This window comes from Amycolatopsis sp. WGS_07 (assembly GCF_045278895.1).
GTDB lineage: Bacteria > Actinomycetota > Actinomycetes > Mycobacteriales > Pseudonocardiaceae > Amycolatopsis.
In genome coordinates this window covers 9902480-9923932 of sequence record NZ_CP136053.1, presented here as the reverse complement: position 1 = coordinate 9923932, position 21453 = coordinate 9902480, and the positions used below count along the sequence as shown (strand labels likewise).

General features: G+C 71.4%; 19 protein-coding genes. 15 read left to right on the top strand and 4 right to left on the bottom strand.

Translation table 11 applies throughout. The annotated features are described in order from the left end of the window. Positions 1 to 3: 3 nt before the first annotated feature. Positions 4 to 636 carry a class I SAM-dependent methyltransferase gene (locus RPX00_RS46475; RefSeq protein WP_406635674.1) on the bottom strand — a complete coding sequence of 211 codons (633 nt, stop codon included), beginning with the start codon at positions 634 to 636 and terminating at the stop codon, positions 4 to 6. Between the two features lie 168 nt (positions 637 to 804). Between RPX00_RS46475 and RPX00_RS46470 the strand changes: the two genes are divergently transcribed. The 5 genes from RPX00_RS46470 (at position 805) to ndk (ending at position 5733) form a co-directional block, all read left to right on the top strand. Beyond that, positions 805 to 2484, top strand: a complete 1680-nt coding sequence (locus tag RPX00_RS46470) for a bifunctional folylpolyglutamate synthase/dihydrofolate synthase (RefSeq protein WP_406635672.1) — start codon at positions 805 to 807, stop codon at positions 2482 to 2484. Then, positions 2481 to 2891, top strand: coding sequence for a DUF4233 domain-containing protein (locus tag RPX00_RS46465; RefSeq protein WP_406635670.1), 411 nt, complete (start codon positions 2481 to 2483; stop codon positions 2889 to 2891). The genes RPX00_RS46470 and RPX00_RS46465 overlap by 4 nt, the downstream gene beginning before the upstream one ends. Positions 2892 to 3273: 382 nt before the next feature. Continuing rightward, on the top strand, positions 3274 to 3594 hold the full coding sequence (locus tag RPX00_RS46460; protein WP_406635668.1) for a GNAT family N-acetyltransferase: 321 nt from the start codon (positions 3274 to 3276) through the stop codon (positions 3592 to 3594). A 97-nt stretch (positions 3595 to 3691) separates the two neighbouring features. After that, positions 3692 to 5251, top strand: a complete 1560-nt coding sequence (locus RPX00_RS46455; protein ID WP_406635666.1) for an alkaline phosphatase D family protein — start codon at positions 3692 to 3694, stop codon at positions 5249 to 5251. Between the two features lie 71 nt (positions 5252 to 5322). Further along, on the top strand, positions 5323 to 5733 hold the full coding sequence (ndk, locus tag RPX00_RS46450) for a nucleoside-diphosphate kinase (protein WP_101434227.1): 411 nt from the start codon (positions 5323 to 5325) through the stop codon (positions 5731 to 5733). A gap of 72 nt (positions 5734 to 5805) precedes the next feature. Here the strand turns inward: ndk and RPX00_RS46445 are convergent, their stop codons facing one another. Further along, complete coding sequence (locus RPX00_RS46445) at positions 5806 to 6576, bottom strand: SDR family NAD(P)-dependent oxidoreductase (RefSeq protein WP_406635664.1); 771 nt, start codon at positions 6574 to 6576, stop codon at positions 5806 to 5808. A gap of 86 nt (positions 6577 to 6662) precedes the next feature. Here RPX00_RS46445 and RPX00_RS46440 point away from each other — a divergent pair, with 86 nt between their 5' ends. From RPX00_RS46440 to RPX00_RS46430, 3 genes are all read left to right on the top strand, one after another. Further along, the gene (locus RPX00_RS46440) at positions 6663 to 7496 is read left to right on the top strand and encodes a helix-turn-helix transcriptional regulator (RefSeq protein ID WP_406635662.1); all 834 of its coding nucleotides are present in this window, start codon (positions 6663 to 6665) and stop codon (positions 7494 to 7496) included. 9 nt (positions 7497 to 7505) lie between these two features. Beyond that, a complete protein-coding gene (locus tag RPX00_RS46435; RefSeq protein ID WP_406635660.1) occupies positions 7506 to 8231 on the top strand; it encodes a maleylpyruvate isomerase family mycothiol-dependent enzyme in 726 nt (241 codons plus the stop codon). Between the two features lie 227 nt (positions 8232 to 8458). Next, positions 8459 to 11794 (top strand): phosphodiester glycosidase family protein, encoded by a 3336-nt coding sequence (locus RPX00_RS46430; protein ID WP_406643325.1) that lies wholly within the window; start codon positions 8459 to 8461, stop codon positions 11792 to 11794. Positions 11795 to 11829: 35 nt separating this feature from the next. Here the strand turns inward: RPX00_RS46430 and RPX00_RS46425 are convergent, their stop codons facing one another. Then, positions 11830 to 12177 carry a hypothetical protein gene (locus RPX00_RS46425; protein ID WP_406635658.1) on the bottom strand — a complete coding sequence of 116 codons (348 nt, stop codon included), beginning with the start codon at positions 12175 to 12177 and terminating at the stop codon, positions 11830 to 11832. A gap of 58 nt (positions 12178 to 12235) precedes the next feature. On the opposite strand from RPX00_RS46425, the gene RPX00_RS46420 reads away from it, so the two are divergent. From RPX00_RS46420 to RPX00_RS46405, 4 genes are read left to right on the top strand one after another with little or no spacing between them, the layout of a single operon-like run. Further along, complete coding sequence (locus tag RPX00_RS46420; protein WP_406635656.1) at positions 12236 to 12700, top strand: MarR family winged helix-turn-helix transcriptional regulator; 465 nt, start codon at positions 12236 to 12238, stop codon at positions 12698 to 12700. Positions 12701 to 12747: 47 nt separating this feature from the next. Beyond that, positions 12748 to 13689, top strand: coding sequence for an ABC transporter ATP-binding protein (locus RPX00_RS46415; protein ID WP_406635654.1), 942 nt, complete (start codon positions 12748 to 12750; stop codon positions 13687 to 13689). Further along, positions 13689 to 14501 (top strand): ABC transporter permease, encoded by an 813-nt coding sequence (locus tag RPX00_RS46410; protein WP_406635652.1) that lies wholly within the window; start codon positions 13689 to 13691, stop codon positions 14499 to 14501. Before RPX00_RS46415 ends, RPX00_RS46410 begins: the two co-directional genes overlap by 1 nt. After that, complete coding sequence (locus RPX00_RS46405; RefSeq protein ID WP_406635650.1) at positions 14501 to 15340, top strand: ABC transporter permease; 840 nt, start codon at positions 14501 to 14503, stop codon at positions 15338 to 15340. The genes RPX00_RS46410 and RPX00_RS46405 overlap by 1 nt, the downstream gene beginning before the upstream one ends. Before the next feature lie 261 nt (positions 15341 to 15601). Here the strand turns inward: RPX00_RS46405 and RPX00_RS46400 are convergent, their stop codons facing one another. Then, entirely contained in the window at positions 15602 to 17035 is a 1434-nt protein-coding gene (locus tag RPX00_RS46400) for a S8 family peptidase (protein WP_406635648.1), read from the bottom strand. A 510-nt stretch (positions 17036 to 17545) separates the two neighbouring features. Here RPX00_RS46400 and RPX00_RS46395 point away from each other — a divergent pair. The 3 genes from RPX00_RS46395 (at position 17546) to rpmA (ending at position 21438) form a co-directional block, all read left to right on the top strand. Further along, positions 17546 to 20671 carry a translation initiation factor IF-2 N-terminal domain-containing protein gene (locus RPX00_RS46395; RefSeq protein ID WP_406635646.1) on the top strand — a complete coding sequence of 1042 codons (3126 nt, stop codon included), beginning with the start codon at positions 17546 to 17548 and terminating at the stop codon, positions 20669 to 20671. Between the two features lie 161 nt (positions 20672 to 20832). Then, complete coding sequence (rplU, locus tag RPX00_RS46390; RefSeq protein WP_009081084.1) at positions 20833 to 21147, top strand: 50S ribosomal protein L21; 315 nt, start codon at positions 20833 to 20835, stop codon at positions 21145 to 21147. A gap of 33 nt (positions 21148 to 21180) precedes the next feature. Then, positions 21181 to 21438 (top strand): 50S ribosomal protein L27, encoded by a 258-nt coding sequence (gene rpmA, locus RPX00_RS46385; protein ID WP_009081082.1) that lies wholly within the window; start codon positions 21181 to 21183, stop codon positions 21436 to 21438. Positions 21439 to 21453 lie beyond the last annotated feature (15 nt).

The following is a 21453-nucleotide window of genomic DNA, read 5'->3' as shown; positions in this document are numbered from 1 at the left end:
TTTTCACCCGGCTGCGGGGTGATCTGTGGGTTTTCGCCAGGTCAGCAGGTACCGCCAGAACACCAGGGGGCGGACCGTGCTGCCGGGGAGCAGGCGGGCCGCGTCCCGGCGGACGTCGGTCAGCGGCGGGAACTTCATGTGGACGGGGGCCTTGGCGACCGGGTCCGCGCCGCCGTTGAGCTGGTCTCCGGCGAAGACGATGAGCCTGGCCAGGGCGTTCGTGGGGGCGGCGACGAGTTCGCGTGCGTAGTCGCTCGGGCGGCTTGGGCGGGCGCAGCCGAGTATCGCGAGCACGCCGCCGGGGGCTAGGGCGTCGCGCAGCCTCGTGACGGTTGCGAACGGGACGTGGTGCAGCGACGCGAGGCACGAGATGTACGCGTACGACTCGGGGTCCAGCGGTTCGGTCGTCACGTCCGCGCGGCGGTACTCCACGGTGCCCGGTCCGGGCGAACCGGCGGCGGTGGCCCTGGCGACCATTTCGTCCGAGGTGTCGATGCCTTCGACTGTCATTCCGGCGGCGGCCAACCTGCGCGCGAAGCGGCCGTCTCCGCAGCCGACGTCTAGGGCACGGCCGGGGCCCGGCGGCAGGAGCCGCAGCAGGGCCGGGTGGTAGTGATGGTTGTGGTCGAAGGGCATGCGCCCGACTTTGCCACGGATCACTGCGGGCGCGATCACGCCGAGGCCCCGGGCCGCCGGGGGCGCGGCGGGCGGCGGGTACCCTCGACACCGTGCTGGGCCGAACCTTTCGCCTGGTCTTCCCGGTCGCGCGACCGCGCCGGGACAGCGACTTCAAGGAGTGCACGAGTGCCGCGCGGTGACGAGCCCGAGGAGACCCGGCGGCCGGATCTCGCCGATCCGGACAGTTTCGCCGGGGTCGACGAACTGGGCGCGCGGGCGCACAGCGAAGACGAGGACGACGCCGGGAACGCGCTGGAGCCGGACCTCGACGCGCCGGACGCGGCGTACACCGTCGGCGGCGGTTCGCGCGGCGGGATCGGCGGGATCGGCCAGCTCGGGGACAACCTCGCGCTCGGCCCGGTCCCGGACCTGCGTCCCGAAGAGGGCGCTGAGCTGCACGAACTCGACGACGAGGGCGCGCCCGCCGAGTTCGGCGACGAGAACGGGCCGGAGGCCCGCCGCGACCTGATGGCCGCCGAGGCCGAGCTGAACCAGCGCTGGCCGGAGACGAAGCTCGAACCGTCGCTGACCCGGATCCAGGCGCTGATGACGCTGCTCGGCGAGCCGAACCAGGGTTATCCGGTGGTGCACATCGCGGGCACCAACGGCAAGGGCTCGGTCGCCAGGATGGTCGACTCCCTGCTGACCCGCATGGGCCTGCGCTCGGGCCGCTACACGAGCCCGCATCTGCAGCTGGTCACCGAGCGGATCGTGCTCGACGGCCGTCCGGTGTCCGCCGCCCGCTACGCCGAGCTGTACCAGGACATCGCGCCGTACGTGGCGATGGTGGACGGCGCGAGCGAGGACGGCGTGCCGATGAGCAAGTTCGAGGTGCTCACCGGAATGGCGTTCGCGGCGTTCTCCGACGCCCCGGTCGAGGCCGCGGTGGTCGAGGCGGGCATGGGCGGCGCGTGGGACGCGACGAACGTCGCCGACGCCCAGGTCGCGGTCATCACGCCGATCGGGCTGGACCACACCGAATACCTCGGCCCGACGCCCGCCGACGCGGCCGCGGAGAAGGCCGGGATCATCAAGCCGGGATCGGTCGCGGTGATCGGCGAGCAGGATCCCGAGGTGCTGAACGTCCTGCTCAAGCGCGCGGTCGAGGTCGACGCCGCGGTGGCGCGCGCGGGCAGCGAGTTCGGGGTGCTCGAACGCGAGGTCGCGGTCGGCGGGCAGCTGCTGAAGCTGCAGGGCCTCGGCGGCGTGTACGACGAGATCTTCCTGCCGCTGCACGGCGCGCACCAGGCGGCGAACGCGGCGCTCGCGCTGGCCGCGGTCGAGGCGTTTTTCGGGGCGGGCAAAGACAAACAGCTCGTGGTGGAGGCGGTGCGCGAGGCGTTCGCCGAGGTCGAGAACCCCGGCCGGCTCGAACGCGTGCGGGCCGCCCCGGCGGTGCTGGTCGACGCGGCGCACAACCCGATGGGCGCGCGGGCGCTCGCCACGACGATCACCGACGAGTTCAACTTCCGCCGGCTCGTCGCGGTCGTCGGCGTGCTGGCCGACAAGGACGCGCGCGGCATCCTGGACGCGCTGGAGCCGGTGGTGACCGACGTGGTGGTCACGCGCAGCTCGTCGCCGCGGTCGCTGCCGGTGCAGGATCTGGCCGAACTGGCCGGGTCGATCTTCGGCGAGGAGCGCGTGCTCGCCGAACCGGACCTGGAGACCGCGATCGAGACCGCGATCGGCCTCGTGGAGCAGAACGACGACCCGGAGGAACCGCTCGCGGGCGGCGGCGTGCTGGTGACCGGTTCGGTGGTCACCGCGGGCGACGCGCGCACGCTGTTCGGGAAGGAGCCGGCATGAGCGAGACTCCCGCCGGGCAACCTGCCAAGCCGCCCGCGAAGGACCCGATGAAGGGCTTCCGCGGCGTGCTGGCCGGAACGCTGATCATGGAAGCGATCACCGTCGCCCTGGCGCTGCCGGTCGTCGCGAAACTCGGCGGCGGCATCACGAGCTTCACCGGCTGGACGATCATCGCGCTGGCCGTGGTGCTGATCGTGCTGTGCCGCCTGCTGAAGCACACGTGGGCGGTGCCGGTCGTGCTCCTGCTGCAGCTGGCGATCATCGGGATCGGGATCACGCAGCCGGCGATCGCGATCATCGGCATCGTGTTCCTGGCCGCGTTCGTGTGGTTCCTCTGGCTGCGCCGGGACGTCGCGCGCCGGATGGCCGCGGGGACTTTGCCGAGCCAGCAGCAGCCGCAGGCTTGAGCGGGCCTTCTGAAGAACGGATCGCTCGAAGCGTGGGCCGACGCTCTGCTGGCGGAGGCTCCGGACGACCTCGAAGACCTCCGCGGCGACCTGCTGCTCGAATGCTTCCCGGAACCCGGCGCCCCGCCGGTGTACTCCCGCGAGGTGCGGCTCAGCGGCAGCCGCACCGGTCGTCACCCTGTTCCGATGTAACGGACGGGCCGCCACGACGACGGAGCAAGTGTGATCGTGGTGCGCGAGCTGAGCGTGGACAACTGGGCGGAGTGGCGCGACCTCCGGCTGGCCGCGCTGCGTGCGGACCCGGAGGCGTTCAGCTCGAAACTCGCGGACTGGCAAGGCGAGGGAGACGACGAAGCGCGCTGGCGGGCCCCGGTTGCGCGACGTGTCGCTCAACGTTCTCGCCGACCTCGACGGCGTTCCGGCGGGGATGGTCAGCGGGCACCTTTCCGAACGCGGTGACAGAGCCGAGCTGCTGTCGATGTGGGTCGCGCCGTCGGCGCGCGGCAGGGGAGTCGGGGACGCGCTCGTGCGGGCCGTCGTGCGCTGGAGCGAAGGGCGCGGGGCGGGCGAGCTGGCGTTGCGCGTCGCGGGCGGCAACCAGCATGCGCTGGCCTTGTATCAGCGGCACGGGTTTGTGGAGCGTCCGCTGTCCGGACCGAGCGAGTGCGAGCACGAGATGGTTCGGGAAGCCCACCGAGCGTAACGACCGGCTGTGAGCTTCCTCCTTACGAGTGAGCCGTTCACCCGGCGGTCAGCCCGAGTTGGCCGCTTGGCCGTGGTCGCCGGATAGAACCACCGCCATGACCGAAACGACCCCATCGCGGCGCTCCGTGCTCAAAGCCGGGATCGCCGTGCCCGCGCTCGCCGCGGCAGGCGGGCTGCTGCTGCCCGGCTCCGCCTCGGCCGCCCCGCTCGTCCGCCGCGACCGTCCGGTGCTCGCCCACGGCGTCGCGTCCGGGGACGTGACCACCGGCTCCGGCATCGTGTGGTCGAAGGCCGACCGCCCGGCGCGGCTGATGGTCGAGATCTCGCGCGACCCGTCGTTCCGGCACGCCCGCCGGGTGCCCGGCCCGTTCGTCACGCCCGCGACCGGCGGCACCGGCAAGGTGCGCGTCGCCGGGCTGGCTCCGGGCACCGAGTACCACTACCGCGTCACCGCGGTGGACCTCGACGGCCGCGGCGCGAGCGAACCGGTCGCCGGTCGCTTCGCCACCGCGCCGATCGGCCGTGCGAACACGCGGATCCTGTGGAGCGGCGACGTCGTCGGCCAGAACTACGGCATCAACCCGGCACTCGGCGGCATGACGATCTTCTCCGCCATGGCCGACCGCCGTCCGGACCTCTTCCTGCACAGCGGCGACACGGTGTACGCCGACGGACCGCTCACCGAAACCGTCACGCTGCCGGGCGGTGGCGGGACCTGGCACAACATCGTGACGCCGGAGAAGGCGAAGGTCGCCGAAACCCTCGACGAGTACCGCGGCCAGCACGCCTACAACCGGCTCGACGCCCACTTCCGCCGGTTCGCCGCGGAGGTGCCCGCCTACGTCCAGTGGGATGACCACGAGGTGGTCAACAACTGGTACCCGGGCGAAATCCTCAACGACCGCCCCGAATACACCGAGAAGCGGGCCGACGTCCTCGCCCAGCGCGCGTTCCAGGCGTTCCACGAATGGCATCCGATCGACCGGCGACAGGCCGTCGACGGCCGGGTGTACCGGAACTTCCGCTACGGCAGCCGGGTCGAGGTGTTCGTGCTCGACATGCGCACCTACCGCGACGCCAACACCTCGGACCGGACCAAGCCCGGCCACATCCTCGGCGAGGCACAGGCCCGCTGGCTGGCCGACGCGCTCCGGCGCAGCACCGCGACGTGGAAGATCGTCCAGGCGGACATGCCGATCGGCCTCGTCGTGCCGGACGGCAAGGACATCGAGGCGGTCGCCAACGGGTTGCCCGGCGCGCCCGGCGGCCGCGAGACCGAACTGGCCTGGGTGCTGAACCAGATCTCGCGCCACCGCGTGCGCAACGTCGTGTGGCTGACCGCCGACGTGCACTACACCGCCGCGCACCACTATTCGCCCGAGCGCGCCGCGTTCCAGGACTTCGACCCGTTCTGGGAATTCGTGTCCGGCCCGCTCAACGCCGGCGCGTTCGGCCCGAACAAACTCGACCCGACGTTCGGCCCGGAAGCGGTGTTCGTGCACGCCCCGCAGACGCAGAATTCCTCGCCGGTGCAAGGATTCCAGCACTTCGGCGAGGTGAATGTGGACGGTGCGAGCGGGGAGCTGACGGTCGACCTGCGCGACGCGACCGGTGCGTCGCTGTGGTCGAAGACGTTGCAGCCGCAGCGGCGCTGACCGGCCCGGAAAGGGCGTCGGATAGGCTCGGCACCCGAATAACACGAATCCGCACAAGGAGAAATACCGTCGTGACTGAACGCACGCTGGTCCTCGTCAAGCCCGATGGCGTCGCGCGCGGCCTCGTCGGCGAGGTCGTTTCGCGCATCGAGCGCAAGGGCCTGAAGCTGGCCGCGCTGGAACTGCGCACCGTCGAGCGCTCCGTCGCCGAGGAGCACTACGCGGAGCACAAGGAGCGCCCGTTCTTCGGCGACCTGCTGGAGTTCATCACGTCGGGCCCGCTCGTCGCGATGGCCGTCGAGGGCCCCCGCGCGATCGCCGCGTTCCGGCAGCTGGCCGGCGGCACCGACCCGGTCGAGAAGGCCACCCCGGGCACCCTGCGCGGCGACTTCGCGCTGGAGACCCAGTACAACCTGGTGCACGGCTCGGACTCGCCGGAGTCGGCCGAGCGCGAGCTGAAGCTGTGGTTCCCGGACCTGTGATCCGGCGCAACCGGCACTGAACCTCGCGAACGCCGGGCAGGGACTTCGGTCCCGGCCCGGCGTTCGTGTTTTCTAGACCCGGGCGCCGCCGTCGACGCGCAGGACGGCGCCGGTCACGTAGGAAGCGCGGTCGCTCAGCAGCCACGCCGCGGCTTCGGCGATTTCGGCGGGTTCGGCCGCGCGGCCGAGGGGAGTGGTCTCGGCGAGCTGGTCGAGCAATCCCGGCGATTCCGCTTCCCACCGCCGGATCATCTCGGTCATCGTCGTGCCGGGCGTGATCGCGTTCACCCGGATTCCCTCCGGCCCGTAAGCGACCGCCGCCGATTCGGTCAGGCTGTTCAGCGCACGTTTCACGGCTCCGTAAACAGGCAGCGCGGGGTTCGCGCCGAAACTGCCGATGCTGGACGTGTTCACGATCGCGCCGCCGCCGGCCCGCATCGCTTTCACCTCGGCGGCCATCGCCAGCCACGGTCCGCGCAGATTCACCTCGTACAGGCGGTCGAAATCGGCCAGCGGCACCTGGTCCAGCGGCCTTGGCGGCGTGGCGATCGCACCGTTGTTGAAGGCGAGGTCAAGGCGGCCGTGCAGCTCCAGCACCCGGTCGATCGCGGCCTGAACGCTGTCCGGGTCGGCGAGATCGCACCGCACGTAGTCCGCGACGCCGCCGTCTGCTCGCACCTGTCCGGCCACTGCCTTCAACTGCGTTTCGGTCCGCGCGGCGAGGACGACCTTCGCGCCCTCCGCGGCGAACAACCGGGCTGCCGCCGCACCGATCCCGCGCCCGGCACCGCTGATGAAGGCGATCTTGCCGCCGAGCAGGCTGTTCGTTCGTGTTTCGGTCATGGCTTCGATGGTTCTTCGGCGCGGCGACGGCAGCCAGGCATCGGGTGTACCTGGCTGAGCCCGTCCGGACCGCGCAGACTGGACAGGTGGACCGAACGGAACTGGCGGGTTTCCTGCGCAGCAGGCGCGAACGCATCGCCCCGGCCGAGGTGGGCCTTCCCGCGGGCAGGCGGCGCCGCACGCCGGGGCTGCGGCGCGAGGAAGTCGCGCGGCTGGCGTTCATCTCGGTCGAGTACTACACGCGGCTCGAACAGGCCCGCGGCCCGAACCCGTCGAACGAGGTGCTGGCCGGGCTGACCCGCGCGCTGCGGCTCTCGGACGTCGAACGCGACTACCTCCACGAACTCGCCGGTGCGCCGCGGCCCGCGCGCGGCCCGTCCCGGGAAGTCCGGCAGACCATCCTCGACCTGCTGGACCGGTTGCCGCAGACGGCCGGGATCGTGTTCTCGGCGACCTACGAGGTGCTCGCGTGGAATCCGCTCGCCGCCGCGCTGCTGGAGGACTTCTCCGCGTTGTCCCGCGAGGAACGCAGCTTGCCGCGCCGCGTCTTCCTCGCGCGCGGCCAAGCCCGCTTGTACGGCTTGGTGGAAGCCGAGGCGTTCGCCGGCGCCATGGCCCATCGGCTGCGGGTGACCGCGGCGAAGTACCCGGACGACCCCGAGGTGCGCACCCTGGTCGCGGACCTGCTCGCGGGGAGCGAGAGATTCGCCGCGCTGTGGGCGTCGCACGACGTGGTCGCCGAGTCGACTTTCCGCAAGACTTTCGAGCATCCGGTTGTCGGAACCGTGCAGGTGGATTGCGATGTGCTCGGCATTTCCGACCGGGACCAGGAAGTCGTGCTGTACACCGCCGCGCCGGGCTCGCCGGGCGAGGAAGCGCTGCGGTTATTGTCGGTGCTCGGAACCCAGCGCATCGGTTAACCTCCACTGGTGACCGCTCTGCCGCTGCCGCCCCACGACTATCTCCCGCACCTCCGCTCGCTCACCGGGGCGTTCGCCGCGGAAGCCGCTGGCGACCTCGGCAATCCGGTGCCGTACTGCGGCGACTGGACCAAACGCGACCTCGTCACGCACCTCGGGAACGTGCACCGGTGGGCCGCCGGGATCGTCCGCACCGGCGAGCTGAGCCAGCAGGAGTTCGACGTCTCGCCGAGCGGGGACCTCGCGCCCTGGTACGCCGAGAGCGCCGCCAAGCTGCTGGAGGCGCTCGAAGCGGCCGATCCCGCCGACCCGTGCTGGGTTTTCGGCGCCGCGGCGAAGACGAAGGCGTTCTGGTTCCGCCGTCAGGTGCACGAAACGGCCGTCCATCTGGTCGATTTGTTCGGCGCACGCGGCGCAGCAGCGCAGCTTGACCCGCTGATCGCCGCCGATGGGGTCCACGAAGTCCTCGGCACGATGCTGCCGCGCGTCGCTCGCTGGAAGCACGAGGTTCCGCTTGCCGCGCCGATCACCTTGCGTGCCACCGACACCGGGCACGCGTGGACGGTCGTGCCCGGAGAACCGCCCGAGCTGGGCGAGGGCGAAGCGGTGGCTACGGTCGCGGCGCCCGCGCGGGATTTGCTGGTGCTGTTGTGGAATCGCACCGACCTTCAGCCGGACATCACGGGGGACGAGGGCGTCGCGAAGGAGTTTCTCGCCGCGCGCATGACCCCTTGAGCGGATACTGTGCCGATCATTACTAATCCGACCACAGCCACGGCCGAATGGCTTTCGTAGCTACGGTTACGTGCCGCGCAGGGGGCGGCCTACTTTTGGTCGGATTAGTAATCTTGCGCCATTCAGGTCCCGTTCACCGCCGGGACTTCCGGCGGTCGCGCCGATGGATTTGGCTGGCCTAAGCCATTTTCGCGATCGTGGGGTACCTGGTGAAAAGATCAAGATCCGTGCTGCTCGGCGTCCTGCTGACGCTGCCGCTGGCCACTCCGGCACAAGCCGACCCGCTCTCCGCTCCGCTCGGCCCGCCGCCGGTCGAGAGCGCGCTCGCCTTCTCTTCCGCCCGTGAGGCTCCGGCCATCGCCGCGGCGCCCGTCGCCGACGACGGGCTCGAGACCAGCAGCGCCACCAACACGGTGGCGCCTGGTCTGAACCTCACCCAGTTCGACCGCTTCGACCCGAAGGGCTGGATCCGCGGCGACGCACTGAGCGTCGACCTCACCAGCAAGGTCCTGAAGCCGACTTACCTCAGCCCGGGCACCGTTTCCGCGCGCACCCCGCTGTCTCAGCAGGTCGCTCGCGCCGGTGCGGTCGCGGGCGTCAACGGCGACTTCTTCGACATCAACGCCTCCGGCGCGCCGCTCGGCGTCGGCATCGACAAAGGCGAGCTGCACAACGCGCCCGCGTCCGGCCACAACACCACCGCCGCGATCACCGCCGAGGGACGCGCGAAGCTCGCCGACATCTTCCTCGAAGCGTCGGTCACGCTGCCGGACGGTCGCGCTGTCCCCGCTACGAACTTCAACAGCCCGGTGCTCGCGAAGGACGCTCTCGGCGTCTACACGCCGCTCTGGGGCGCTTCGGCGCGCGCGACATCGGTTGCTGGCGCGCAGCGCGTCGTCGAGGTCGAGATCCGAGACGGCGTAGTGACGCAGGTGCGTCCGAAGCCCGCGGACGGCCCGATTCCGGCCGGTAGCACGCTGCTGCTCGGCCGTGAGGCTGGCGCGGACGCGTTGTCCGCGTTGCACGTTGGGGACCGCGTAGGCGTTTCGTACGCGCCACGGTCTGACGCAGGGAAGATCGCCGTCGCGGTCGGCGGCAACAAGACGCTGCTGAAGGACGGACAGCTCCAGCAACTCGACGACGTCACCCTCGCGCCGCGTACGGGCGTCGGCTTCTCCGCGGACGGCAAGCGGATGTGGCTCGTCACCGTCGACGGCCGTCAGGCCGACAGTCGCGGGATGACCGAGCTGGAGATGGCTCGGCAGCTGAAGCGGCTCGGTGCCAACGACGCGATCAACCTCGACGGCGGCGGTTCCTCGACGCTGCTCGCGCGTGGCGAGGGAGAGGCCGCGCCGTCGGTGCGTAACTCGCCTTCGGACGGCGGGGAACGCTTGGTGCCCAACGGCATCGGCGTCGCGACCGTTCCCGGCAGTGGACGGTTGACCGGCTTCGCGCCCGCCCCCGCGCAGGAGGGCGACAACTCGACCCGCGTGCTGTCCGGCCTGAGCCGCGCGCTCGTGCCGAACGGACACGACGAGACCGGTGCAGCGGTGGCCTCCAAGCCGTTCTGGACCACGTCGAACCCGTTCCGCGGCACCGTCACGAAGAACGTCTTCACCGCGCAGCCGGACTTCCTGCACCCCGACGCGCGAGCCGACGTGACTGTTACCGCGCACCAGAACTTCGTGAAGGGCAGCACGAAGCTGACCGTGCTGGGCAAGCCGGTCCGCCTCGGCGCGAGCACCAAGCAGGTCGCGCTGTCCGGGTCCGACGCGCGCGGCGAGTTTCAGGTCTACGGCTACGACGCGGACGGGTACGGCACCTGGATCGAACCGTCGGACGTGAAGCTCGAATACGACCCCGCCGTGGTGAAGATCGAGCCGTCGGGCAAGGGTTTCGCTGTCACCGCGAAGGCCGCGTCCGGGGCCACTGCCGTCACCGTGCACGCAGGCGGGCAGACCATGCACCTGGCGGCTTCGGTGGGCACCGAAGCGCGCGTCGCGGCTCCGCTGGCCGGTCCGGAGGGCTGGTCCGCCACCGTGTACCCGGCCGTCGTCGGTGCGGCGCTTTCGTCGGCGGACGGCCGCAACGGCGGCAAGGGCTTGGCGCTTGACTACCGGCTCACCGGCACGACCGCGACTCGCGCCGCGTACGTCAATGCCGCCAACCCGATCCCGGTGCCGGCCGGCACGCAGAAGATCGGCATGTGGATCAACGGCGACGGCAAGGGTGCCTGGATCCGCGCGGAACTCCGCGACGGCGCCAACACCGCGTCCATTGTGGACCTTTCACGCAACGTGGACTGGACCGGCTGGCGATACGTGACCGCCGCGGTGCCCGCCGGACTGCCGGACGGACAGCGGTTCACCCGCTTCTATGCGGTGGAAACCGTGGCAGGCAAGCAATACGAGGGCAAGCTGGTCTTCAACGACCTCACCTTCGAGGTCGCGCCGACCACGACCGTGCCGCACGATCCGGCCGTCCCGGACCCGTCGCTCGTCACCAACGGAACGCTCGGCAAGGGCGGCCTGAAGGTCGCGGTCGTCAGCGACGCCCAGTTCACCGCCGACGCCCCGGACGGCCCGCTGGTCGCCCAGGCACGCCGCGCGCTGCGCGAAGCCGTCGCCGCGAAACCGGACCTCGTCCTCATCAACGGCGACTTCGTGGACCGCGGCACGGCACCGGACTTCGTGCTCGCGCGCAAGATCATCACCGAGGAGCTGGACGGCCGCGTCCCCTGGTACTACGTCCCCGGCAACCACGAAGCCGAGGGCGGCGACGGCCTGAAGAATTTCCAGGCCGCTTTCGGGGAAACGCACCGCGTGGTCGACGTGCACGGCGTACGGCTGATCCTGATGGACTCCTCGCGCGGCTCGCTGCGCGCGGGCGGGTTCGACCAGGTCCGCATGATGCGCGAGGCCCTGGACAGCGCCGCGCAAGACCGTTCGGTGCGCGGCGTGGTCGTCGCGATGCACCACCCGGTGAAGGACCCGAGCCCGACCGGGAATTCGCAGCTGGGAGACCGGAAGGAGGCCGCGTTGCTGCAGACGTGGCTGACCGGTTTCGAGGAGAAGTCCGGCAAACCGGCTGCCTCGGTGGCTTCGCACGCGGGCGTATTCGGTCTGTCGCGGACGGACGGCGTGCCGTATCTGGTGAACGGCAACTCGGGCAAGACCCCCGCCGCCGGTCCGGGCGACGGTGGTTTCGTCGGCTGGACCCTGCTGCAGGTCAACCCGGCGGACCGCAGTCAGCCGGTGCGCTTCGAGACGCGTCCGAACGTCGATGCGCTGACCGTGACCGGCCCTGGCACCCTGCCGTGGGGCGGCACCGGAAAGGTGACTGCCGCGGTGACGCAGGAGGGCCGCTCGATTCCGGTGGCCTACCCGGTGAGCGCGGCCTGGGGCGGACGCGGGGTGCACATCGGCAGCTGGCCGCCCGCGCCGTGGGACGTGGTGTCGCTGGACCCGGCCACCGGCACGGTGCGAGGGCTGCGACCGGGGACGGCGCAGATCTCGGTGACGGTGAACGGGGTTTCCCAGTCGGTGCCGGTGACAGTGCGCTGAGTTGGTACTGGCGGGGCGGTCTTCGGGCCGCCCCGCTATTTCCGCGCGGTGCCGCGCCACAGCAGGATCGCGAGCGGGACGATCACGACGTCGAGGATCGGATGGAACACGCTGAACGGGTTGGGGTGGACGGCGATCAGCCGGTAAATCCCCAGCAGCCCGCCGATCGCCGGGAAGATCGCGGCGGCGAGGAACGCGGGCCGCGCCCGCCGGAACACCCCGGCCGCGATCGCCGCGTAAAGGACCCCGAAGGCCGCTGATCCGACCGTGTCCGAAGCGGTTCCGTAGACGGCCAGCTGGCTGACGTGGGTCGCCGCCGACAACGCGAGGAGCGAGCCGAGCAGCCGGGAACGGGCGTGCGGACCCGCGAGGGAGAGCAGCATGACCGGGCCTCCAATCAGTCAGGTAACCTGACCAAAAAAGTAAGGTAGCCTGACGGGTATGTCAACGAGCACCCCGCAGGAGCCGCTCGCCCTGGCCGCGCTGACCGGTTCGTCGAGGCTCGGCGCGCTGGCCCGGCGGCTCGCCCAGGCGGTGACCGCCGGGGTCCTCGCCGCGGTGCAGCGGCGGGACGACCGGATCCGCGCGGTCCACCTGCGGGTGTTCGCCGCTCTGGAGGACGGACCGGCGCGAGCGGTCGTCATCGCCCGGCTGCTCGGGACGACCAAGCAGACGACCGGGCCGGTGATCGACGAACTCGTCGCCTGGGGCTACCTCGAACGCCGCGACGATCCCGCCGACGCCCGCGCGAAACTCGTCGATTTCACCGCGGCGGGCCGGGATCTGGCGGAAACGGCGGCGGAAGCCGTCCGCGCGCTGGAAGCCCGGATGGCCGGCGCGGTCGGGCACGACGAGCTGGACCGCTGCCGGAAGACGTTGTGGCGGGCGATCGAAACGCTCCGCTGAGGAAACCGGTCGAGAATTGTCGGTCCCTCCCTCTACTGTCGTTCCTCGTGGGAGAGTCGGCGACGGAACCAGCGCTCGTGCAAGCGAAGGCGCTGGTCAAACGGTTCGGAGAATTCGAGGCAGTCCGCGGCATCGACGTCGAGGTGCGGCCAGGGGAGGCGTTCGGCTTCCTCGGGCCCAACGGCGCCGGGAAGTCGTCGACGATGCGGATGATCGCGTGCGTGTCTCCGCGCACCGACGGCGATCTGCGCGTCCTCGGCATGGACCCGGACGTCGACGGGCCGAAGATCCGCGCGCGGCTCGGCGTGGTGCCGCAGGAGGACAATCTCGACGTCGAGCTGACCGTCCGGCAGAACCTGCACGTGTACGGCCGCTATTTCGGCCTCTCCCGCGCGCACGTGCGGCGCAAGGCGGTCGAGCTGATGGAGTTCGCGCAGCTGTCCGACCGTGCGGAGAAACCGGTCGATTCGCTGTCCGGCGGCATGAAGCGGCGGCTCACCATCGCGCGGTCGCTGGTCAACGACCCGGAGCTGCTGCTGCTCGACGAACCGACCACCGGCCTCGACCCGCAGGCGCGGCATCTGTTGTGGGACAGGCTTTTCCGGCTCAAAGCCCGCGGCACCACGCTCATCGTCACTACTCATTACATGGATGAAGCCGAGCAGCTGTGCGACCGATTGGTCGTCATGGACGGCGGCCGGATCGCCGCCGAAGGCTCGCCCGCCGACCTGATCGCCCGGCACTCCACCCGGGAGGTCGTCGAGCTGCGGTTCGCGCCGGGGGAGCAGCAGGGTGCGGCCGACCGGCTCGACGGGCTGGCCGAACGCGTCGAGGTCCTCCCGGACCGCGTGCTGCTCTACACGATGACCGGCGAGACCACCCTGGAGCGCGTCCACGAACGCGGTCTGCGCCCGCTGTCGAGTCTCGTGCGGCGCAGTTCGCTGGAGGACGTCTTCCTCCGCCTCACCGGCCGGACGCTGGTGGACTGATGACCCCCGCACCCACCCCCGCCACCGGCCGCGTGGTCGGCCGGTTCCACGGCGCCTGGCTGCGCGTCGAGGGCTACTGGACCTGGTACCGCAGGCACTGGCTCAGCACGCTCTACTCCACCGGTCTGCAACCGGTGCTGTTCCTCGCCGCGATGGGGCTCGGTTTCGGCTCGCAGGTCCAAGCCGGTCCGGCGACCGGCGGCGTGTCGTACCTGGTGTACGTCGCCCCGGCGCTGCTCGTGGCCGGCGCGGCACAGCAGGGGGTCAGCGAGTCGAGCTATCCCGTCCTCAGCGGATTCAAGTGGCAGAAGGACTATTTGGCAGTCACCGCGACGCCGGTGTCGCCAGGCCAGGTCCTCGGCGGGCACCAGATCTGGACCACGCTGCGGCTCGCGTTGTCCGGCTCGGTCTACGCGTTCGTCGCGCTGCTGTTCGGCGCGTGGACCAACGCGGGGGCGCTGCTGGTGATCCTCGTCGGCGTGCTCACCGGGCTCGCCTGCGGATCGCTGATCACCGCGCTGGCGGCGTGGACCTTCGACGAGGGACAGCGGTTCGGGCTGATCTTCCGGTTCATCGTCATCCCGATGACGCTGTTCTCCGGCACGTTCTTCCCGATCGCCCAGCTGCCGCTGTACCTGCGGTGGCTCGCCTGGATTTCCCCGCTGTGGCACGGCACCGAGCTGTCCCGCGCCGCCACGCTCGGCGGGCACAGCCTGCTGCCCGTGCTCGGGCACCTGGTGTATCTGGCAGTGCTGGTCGCGGTCGGCTGGGCGATCGCGCACCGCGGCTTCTACCGACGGCTGGTGGCGTGATGACCGATCTGCAGAGCGCCCCGATTCTCCCGCAGCGGCGCGGAATTCTGCTCCGCGTCCTGCCCGCGGGCATGTACAGCGGCCGCGCGAGCGCGCTGGTCGAACGCGCGCTCACCGTCTACGGACGGTCGTGGACGATCCTCGTGTCCGGCGCGCTCGAGCCGTTGTTCTACCTGCTCGCGTTCCAGGTCGGCTTCGGCAAGCTGGTCACCACCGTGCCGGGGCCGGACGGGCAGCCGATGAGCTACGTCGCGTTCGTCGCGCCCGCGCTGCTGGCGTCGTCGGCGATGAACGGCGCGGTCTTCGAGTGCACGTACAACCTGTTCTTCAAACTGCGCTACGCGAAGACGTACGACGCGATGCTGGCCACCCCGGTCGGCCCGCTCGACGTCGCGCTCGGCGAAATCGCGTGGGCGATGATGCGCGGCGGCCTCTACTCGGTCGCGTTCCTGGCGGTCACCGGCGTCATGGGGCTGCTCACGTCGTGGTGGGCCTTGCTGCTCCTGCCCGCCGCGCTGCTGGTGTCGTTCGCGTTCGCGGCCATCAGCATCACGCTGGTGAGCTTCCTGAAGTCGACGTCCCAGTTCGACTACATCCAGCTCGTCCTGATGCCGATGTTCCTGTTCTCCACCACGTTCTTCCCGATCACGGTCTACCCGGAGGCGCTGCAGTGGCTGGTCCGCTGCTTCCCGCTGTACCACGGGATCGAGCTGATGCGCGGGCTCGCCACCGGCATCTTCTCCTGGAGCATGCTGGGCAACCTGGCGTACCTGCTGGTGCTCGCCGGGATCGGGATCTGGGGCGCGACAAGGAGGATCGCGAAACTGCTGCTGACCTGACCCGATCGTGCTCGCGTGCGGCGCGGGCGAAACGGCCGCTTTCGGACCGCGTGAAGCCGATCTCCGGAAAGAAGAGCAGCACGCCGAGCCCGAGCGATTCCGCTGGCCGACGGGGTTTCCAGGGCGGGCAGCGGGCGGGATCATGGGGCGGCGGCCGTCGAACGTGACTCGTAACCGGTGGGCGGTAAGGCTGCTCGACACCCAGCCGTCCGAACGGGTCTTTGTTGCGGCCCCGGGGCCGGGCCCGCCGGACCAGCCTGGTCAGCGGGCCGGGCTGGGCAGTCCGGTTTGCGCGGGCGCCACCGCGGACCGGGCGTCGACGAGGCCGTGGCCGTAGAAGCCGTTGTATCCGTCGTAGCCGGAGCAGTACGCGTCTTGGGCGCCGTCGCCGGTCAGGTCGTAGCTGTCCGGGCACGGCATCGGCGTCGCGCGGGAGTCCAGCGCGCGGCGCAGTTCGGCGGCCGTCCACGTGGGATGCACCGACTTGAGCAACGCCAGCACGCCTGCGACGTGCGGAGCGGCCATCGACGTCCCGCACAGTGGCGCGTATCCGCCCGGCACGGTCGAAACCACGCACCGGTCGTCGTCGCCGCCCGGAGCGGTGACATCCACCACACCGAGACCGTACGAGCTGTAGCCCGACTTCACCCGGTCCGGGCCGACCGCCGACGCCGTCACCACGTCCCGCAGCCCGGCGGGCAGCGCCTCGCACTTCCCGGCGGCGGACGGCGAACCCGAGCGGGCCGAGGGCGTGAGGTCGACCGCCTCGTTGGTCGCGGCCGCGACGTTCAGCGTGCCCTGCGAGGTCGCGTACTCCACGGCCCGCGCCAGCACCTCGTGCACCACGCCGCGGTCGTTGCCGCGCACGCAGGACAGCGACCACGGGTTCACGAACCAGCTGCTGTTGGTGATCGGCAGATGCCGCGCCGCCGACCACATGATCCCGCAGACCGCCGCCTCCGGATCGGCGTAGCCGCGGTCGTCGATCACCTTCACCGACGCGATCCGCACGCCCGGTGCGACCCCGGTCACGCCCTTGCCGTCGTCGGCCGCGGCGACGATGCCCGCGACGTGCGTGCCGTGCACCGAGGTCGTCGGCTGCCACGCGGCCGGGCTCTGGTCGGGGACGCCGGTGAGGCAGCCGGCGGAATCGCCCGGGTCGATCGCGGCGGCGAGGTCGGGGTGCTTCGGGTCGACACCGGAGTCCAGGACGCCGACGACGACCGAGCGGTTTCCGCCGGTGACCTGGTGCGCGGCGGGGGCCCCGATCAGGTTCATGTCCCATTGCTGAGAGGACAGGTCCGCGGCGGGGACCTTCGCCGGGTCGCTGAGCGGCAGCGGAGACCGCGCGGGCTGAGCGGCGGCGACGCCCGGCTGTTCGGCGGCCGTCCGGGTGGCCTGCGCGCTGAACGCCCGCTCCGGGCCGACGCGATCCGGAAACGCCCGATCGGCTGACGTGACGACCGCCACGGAAATCTGCGGGTAATAGCCGACGAGCTGCCCGCAGCTCGCGCTCGCCTGCTGGCGGGCGGAAGATTCCGGGGTACCGCGGTCGAACGCGACGACGTAGCGCACCGCCCGCCCGCCGGGGGCGCACTCCGGACTCGCCACGGCCGGCGGGGAAACCGCCGCGCAGCCGGCGAGGACCAGGAGGGAGCACACGGCCGCGCGCAGCGGCCGCGCCAGCACAGACACCGGACCTCCCACCGCGCGCGGGGCTATGCCGGGCGCCCGCGCGAGCGCCCGAGCCCGCACGCTAACCACCCCGGGCCCGGCGCGACAAGCGAAGCGCGGAAGTTCGCCCGGGCGCATGAGCGCGGCGCGCCCGGGCGCCTGCCGCGGGGCACCGACTACACCAGGTGCGCCCCCGGGTGTGGGATACTCGCGTTGGCCGCTGCGCCGACGGGCATCCTGTTCGCGTCGTGAGCGGCCCGGAGGAGTGCCGGACCGGCACCACGCGCGTCGCCCCCGGGAGGCCGGGCCAAGGTCGATGTCGTGGCGGGTGGCCCGGGGGTCGCGAGCAGGCCGGCACCCCGCCGAGCAGACCAGGAACCGCGCGGCCGCCGACCCGGCGGACCGCACGGCTGCCAGCAGGATTCCCGCCGCTGGTCACCACCACGGCGGGCACGGAACAGAAAGGGCCCCTGCGCGGCCGCGTCACCACCGGTGCGAACCGGCTGACGCGCCCGGGGGCGGAGGAGACATATGTCGAACGCGGACACACCCGCCGATCAGACCGGCGGGAATACCGTCGCACCCACGACCAGCAGGCTGGGCGAGCTGCCGCCGCGCATCCGCGTGCACGCACTGGCCAAGCTGCTCGGCCTGAGCAGCCGCGACCTGCTCGGCAAGCTCGCCGAGCTGGGGGAGAGCCCCCGCAGCGCGCAGTCCAGCGTGACCAAGGAGGTCGCGCACCGCGTGGCGGTGATCCTCGACGCGGAGGCCGCCGAAACCGCCGAAGCTTCCGAGCCGGAGACCGCCGAAGCGGCCGGGCAGGACGCGACCGCCGAGGCCGCGCAGGAAGCCACCGTCGCCGCCGTCGCCGGAAGCGACGCCGCTGCTCAGGACACTGCTGCCGCGCCTGGCACCGCCGCGGAAACCGCCGCGCCGGACGCCGAGACGGAGCAGGGCGCTGCCGCCCCGAGCGGCGCGCAGGAGACCGGAGCAGCCCCCGAGCAGCCGGCCACCGAGACTGCCGCCGAAACCGCCGCCGAGCAGGAGAGCGAGAAGCCCGCTCGCACCCGCACCCGTCGCTCCCGCCGGGCCGTCGCGCCCGCGATCCCGGCCGAGCAGCAGGAAACCGAGCAGGCCACCCCGGCTCGCGGCCCGGTGCACGTGCCGGTCTTCGCCGCGCCCTCGCCGGTCTTCCTGCCGCCCGAGCCCGCGCAGCAGACGCGCAGCAAGCCCGAACCGGTGTTCGGCGTCGGCGAGGCCTCTGAGCAGGCCGAACGTCCCGGCCGGACCGACCGCGCCGCCGACACCGCCGAGGAAGAGACCTCCGGCGAGGCTCGCGACGAGCGTCCGGACGAGGACGGCGACGACGCGAGCGGCCGTCGCCGCCGCCGTCGCGGCCGTCGCGGTCGTGGCCGCGGCAAGGGCGGCGACGAGGCCCAGTCCGAGAACGAGGACGAAACCTCCGAAGGCCAGCACGACCAGCAGGCCAAGGACAGCAAGGACGCCAAAGACACCAAGGACAAGACCGAGAAGCCGGACGAGGCGGGCGAGGTCGACGCGGACTCCGACGACGACGCCGAGTCCGACAGCGGCAGCAAGCGCCGCCGCCGTCGCCGCCGCCGCAAGGGCGGGGACGACGACGCTGCCGAGGCCACCGGCGGCGACGACCCGCCGAACACCGTCACGCACGTCCGCCAGGCCAAGGCCGCGGAGGCCGAGCGCCCGGCGCGCGACGAGGTGCGCAGCGTCCGCGGCTCCACGCGGCTGGAGGCCAAGCGCCAGCGCCGCCGCGACGGCCGCGAGGCGGGCCGCCGCCGCGCCCCGATCCTGTCCGAGGCCGAGTTCCTCGCCCGCCGCGAGTCGGTCGAGCGCACCATGGTCGTCGCCGAGAAGGGCGACTCCACGCAGATCGGCGTGCTCGAGGACGGCGTGCTGGTCGAGCACTTCGTGACGTCGTCGGGCACCGGCTCGATCGTCGGCAACGTCTACCTCGGCCGCGTCCAGAACGTGCTGCCCAGCATGGAGGCCGCGTTCATCGACATCGGCCGCGGCCGCAACGCCGTGCTCTACGCGGGCGAGGTCGACTGGGACGCCGCGGGCCTGGAAGGCAAGGCGCGCAAGATCGAGCAGGCGCTGTCCACCGGCGACAGCGTGCTGGTGCAGGTCACCAAGGACCCGGTCGGGCACAAGGGCGCCCGGCTGACCACGCAGATCTCGCTGCCCGGCCGCTTCCTCGTGTACGTCCCGGCCGGCGGGGCCACCGGCATCTCCCGCAAGCTGCCGGAGAACGAGCGCCGCAGGCTCAAGGACATCCTCAAGCGGATCGTCCCGGAGGACGCGGGCGTCATCATCCGCACCGCGTCGGAGGGCATCAGCGAGGAGGAACTGGACCGCGACGTCCAGCGGCTCAAGGCGCAGTGGGACGTCATCAAGGAGAAGGCCTCGGCCGGGTCCGCCAAGAAGGGCGGCGCCCCGACCATGCTGTACGAGGAGCCGGACCTGCTGGTGAAGGTCGTGCGCGACCTGTTCACCGAGGACTTCGCGAAGCTGGAGATCCAGGGCTCGACCGCGTGGGACACCATCCACGGCTACGTGCGGCACGTCGCGCCCGACCTCGCCGACCGGCTCAAGCGCTACACCGGCACCGGCGACGCGTTCGCCGACCACCGGATCGACGAGCAGATCACGAAGGCGCTCGACCGCAAGGTCTGGCTGCCCTCGGGCGGCTACCTGGTCATCGACCGCACCGAGGCGATGACCGTCATCGACGTCAACACCGGCAAGTTCACCGGCTCGGGCGGCAACCTCGAGGAGACGGTGACCCGCAACAACCTGGAGTCGGCGGAGGAGATCGTCCGCCAGCTGCGGCTGCGGGACATCGGCGGCATCATCGTCATCGACTTCATCGACATGGTGCTCGAGTCCAACCGCGAACTGGTGCTGCGGCGGCTCACCGAATGCCTCGGCCGCGACCGCACGCGCCACCAGGTGGCCGAGGTCACGTCGCTGGGCCTGGTGCAGATGACGCGCAAGAAGATCGGCACCGGGCTGCTCGAGGCGTTCTCCACGCCGTGCGAGCACTGCAAGGGCCGCGGCGTCGTCGTGTCCACCGAACCGCAGCGCACCGGCGGCGGTGGCAACGGCAACGGGCACAACGGCGGCAACGGGCACAACGGCCACAGCCACGGCGGCGGCGACACCAAGAGTTCGCGGCGTTCCCGCGGCCGCGGCAAGGGCGAGGAGCAGCAGCACCACGAGCCCAAGCCGGAGCAGGCGGCCCCGGCCCCGACGCCGGAGCAGCGCGAGTCGGTCGTGTCGGCGGTGCAGGCCATGGCCAACGCGTCCAAGGCGAAGCACGAGCACCCCGCTCCGGAAGCCGAGCCCGTCGAGGCGAAGGAGCCGGAGACGGTCGCGCAGCCGGAGCCGAAGACGGAGGCCCCCGTCCAGCAGCCCGAGCCCCAGCCCGTGGTCGGCCAGACCGCGCCGGAAGCCGAAGCCGGGCAGCCCGAAGCCAAGCCCGAGGCCGTCGAGGCGGACGCGGGCGAGGAACCCGAGGTCGACGTCCCGGCCCCGGCCGTGCGGAGCACCCGGCGGCGTCCGCGCCGCGCCGCTTCGCGTCCGGCGGGGCCTCCGGTGAAGGCTTCGGACCAGAGTTGATCCACCACGGGTACCCCGGGTGCAGCAGCGCCCGGGGCCTCCCGTAACCTGTAGTACGGCTCATCGCAAGCATGAGCCGCTGCGCGAGCACCTGGACCGCCTCCCGGCGGGCCGGCCGCGCCAGCCCCTTAACCCATTGTCGAGTAATGCAGGAGACTTCCGTGTCGGCGTACGCGATCGTCAAGACCGGCGGCAAGCAGTACAAGGTTGCCGTTGGCGACGTCGTAGAGGTCGAGAAGCTCGAGGGCGAGCCGGGCACCGAGCACACCTTCCCCGCCGTGCTGTTCGTGGACGGTGGCGAGGTCACCACGGACGCCGACGCGTTGGCGAAGGTCTCGGTCACCGGCAAGGTCGTCGAGCAGACCAAGGGTCCGAAGATCCGGATCCACAAGTTCAAGAACAAGACCGGCTACCACAAGCGCCAGGGTCACCGGCAGAAGCTGACCCGCGTCGAGGTCACCGGCATCTCCAAGTAGTTCTTCGGATCTTCGAGAAAGAGGACTTGAGCGATGGCTCACAAGAAGGGTGCGTCCAGCTCCCGCAACGGTCGTGATTCGAACGCCCAGCGACTGGGCGTGAAGCGCTTCGGCGGCCAGGAGGTGAACGCGGGCGAGATCCTGATCCGCCAGCGGGGCACCAAGTTCCACCCGGGCGTGAACGTCGGCCGTGGCGGCGACGACACGCTGTTCGCGCTCGCCGCCGGTGCGGTCGAGTTCGGCTCGAAGCGCGGCCGCAAGACGGTCAACATCGTGCCAGTCGAGGCGTAACGAGCTTTTCTTACG

Bases quoted from the DNA above. Each gene is read 5' to 3' on its own strand.
- RPX00_RS46475 (WP_406635674.1), bottom strand. From the start codon at position 636: ATGCCCTTCGACCACAACCATCACTACCACCCGGCCCTGCTGCGGCTC.
- RPX00_RS46465 (WP_406635670.1), top strand. From the start codon at position 2,481: ATGAGCGAGACTCCCGCCGGGCAACCTGCCAAGCCGCCCGCGAAGGAC.
- RPX00_RS46455 (WP_406635666.1), top strand. From the start codon at position 3,692: ATGACCGAAACGACCCCATCGCGGCGCTCCGTGCTCAAAGCCGGGATC.
- RPX00_RS46445 (WP_406635664.1), bottom strand. From the start codon at position 6,576: ATGACCGAAACACGAACGAACAGCCTGCTCGGCGGCAAGATCGCCTTC.
- RPX00_RS46425 (WP_406635658.1), bottom strand. From the start codon at position 12,177: ATGCTGCTCTCCCTCGCGGGTCCGCACGCCCGTTCCCGGCTGCTCGGC.
- RPX00_RS46420 (WP_406635656.1), top strand. From the start codon at position 12,236: ATGTCAACGAGCACCCCGCAGGAGCCGCTCGCCCTGGCCGCGCTGACC.
- RPX00_RS46410 (WP_406635652.1), top strand. From the start codon at position 13,689: ATGACCCCCGCACCCACCCCCGCCACCGGCCGCGTGGTCGGCCGGTTC.
- RPX00_RS46405 (WP_406635650.1), top strand. From the start codon at position 14,501: ATGACCGATCTGCAGAGCGCCCCGATTCTCCCGCAGCGGCGCGGAATT.
- RPX00_RS46395 (WP_406635646.1), top strand. From the start codon at position 17,546: ATGTCGAACGCGGACACACCCGCCGATCAGACCGGCGGGAATACCGTC.
- rpmA (WP_009081082.1), top strand. From the start codon at position 21,181: ATGGCTCACAAGAAGGGTGCGTCCAGCTCCCGCAACGGTCGTGATTCG.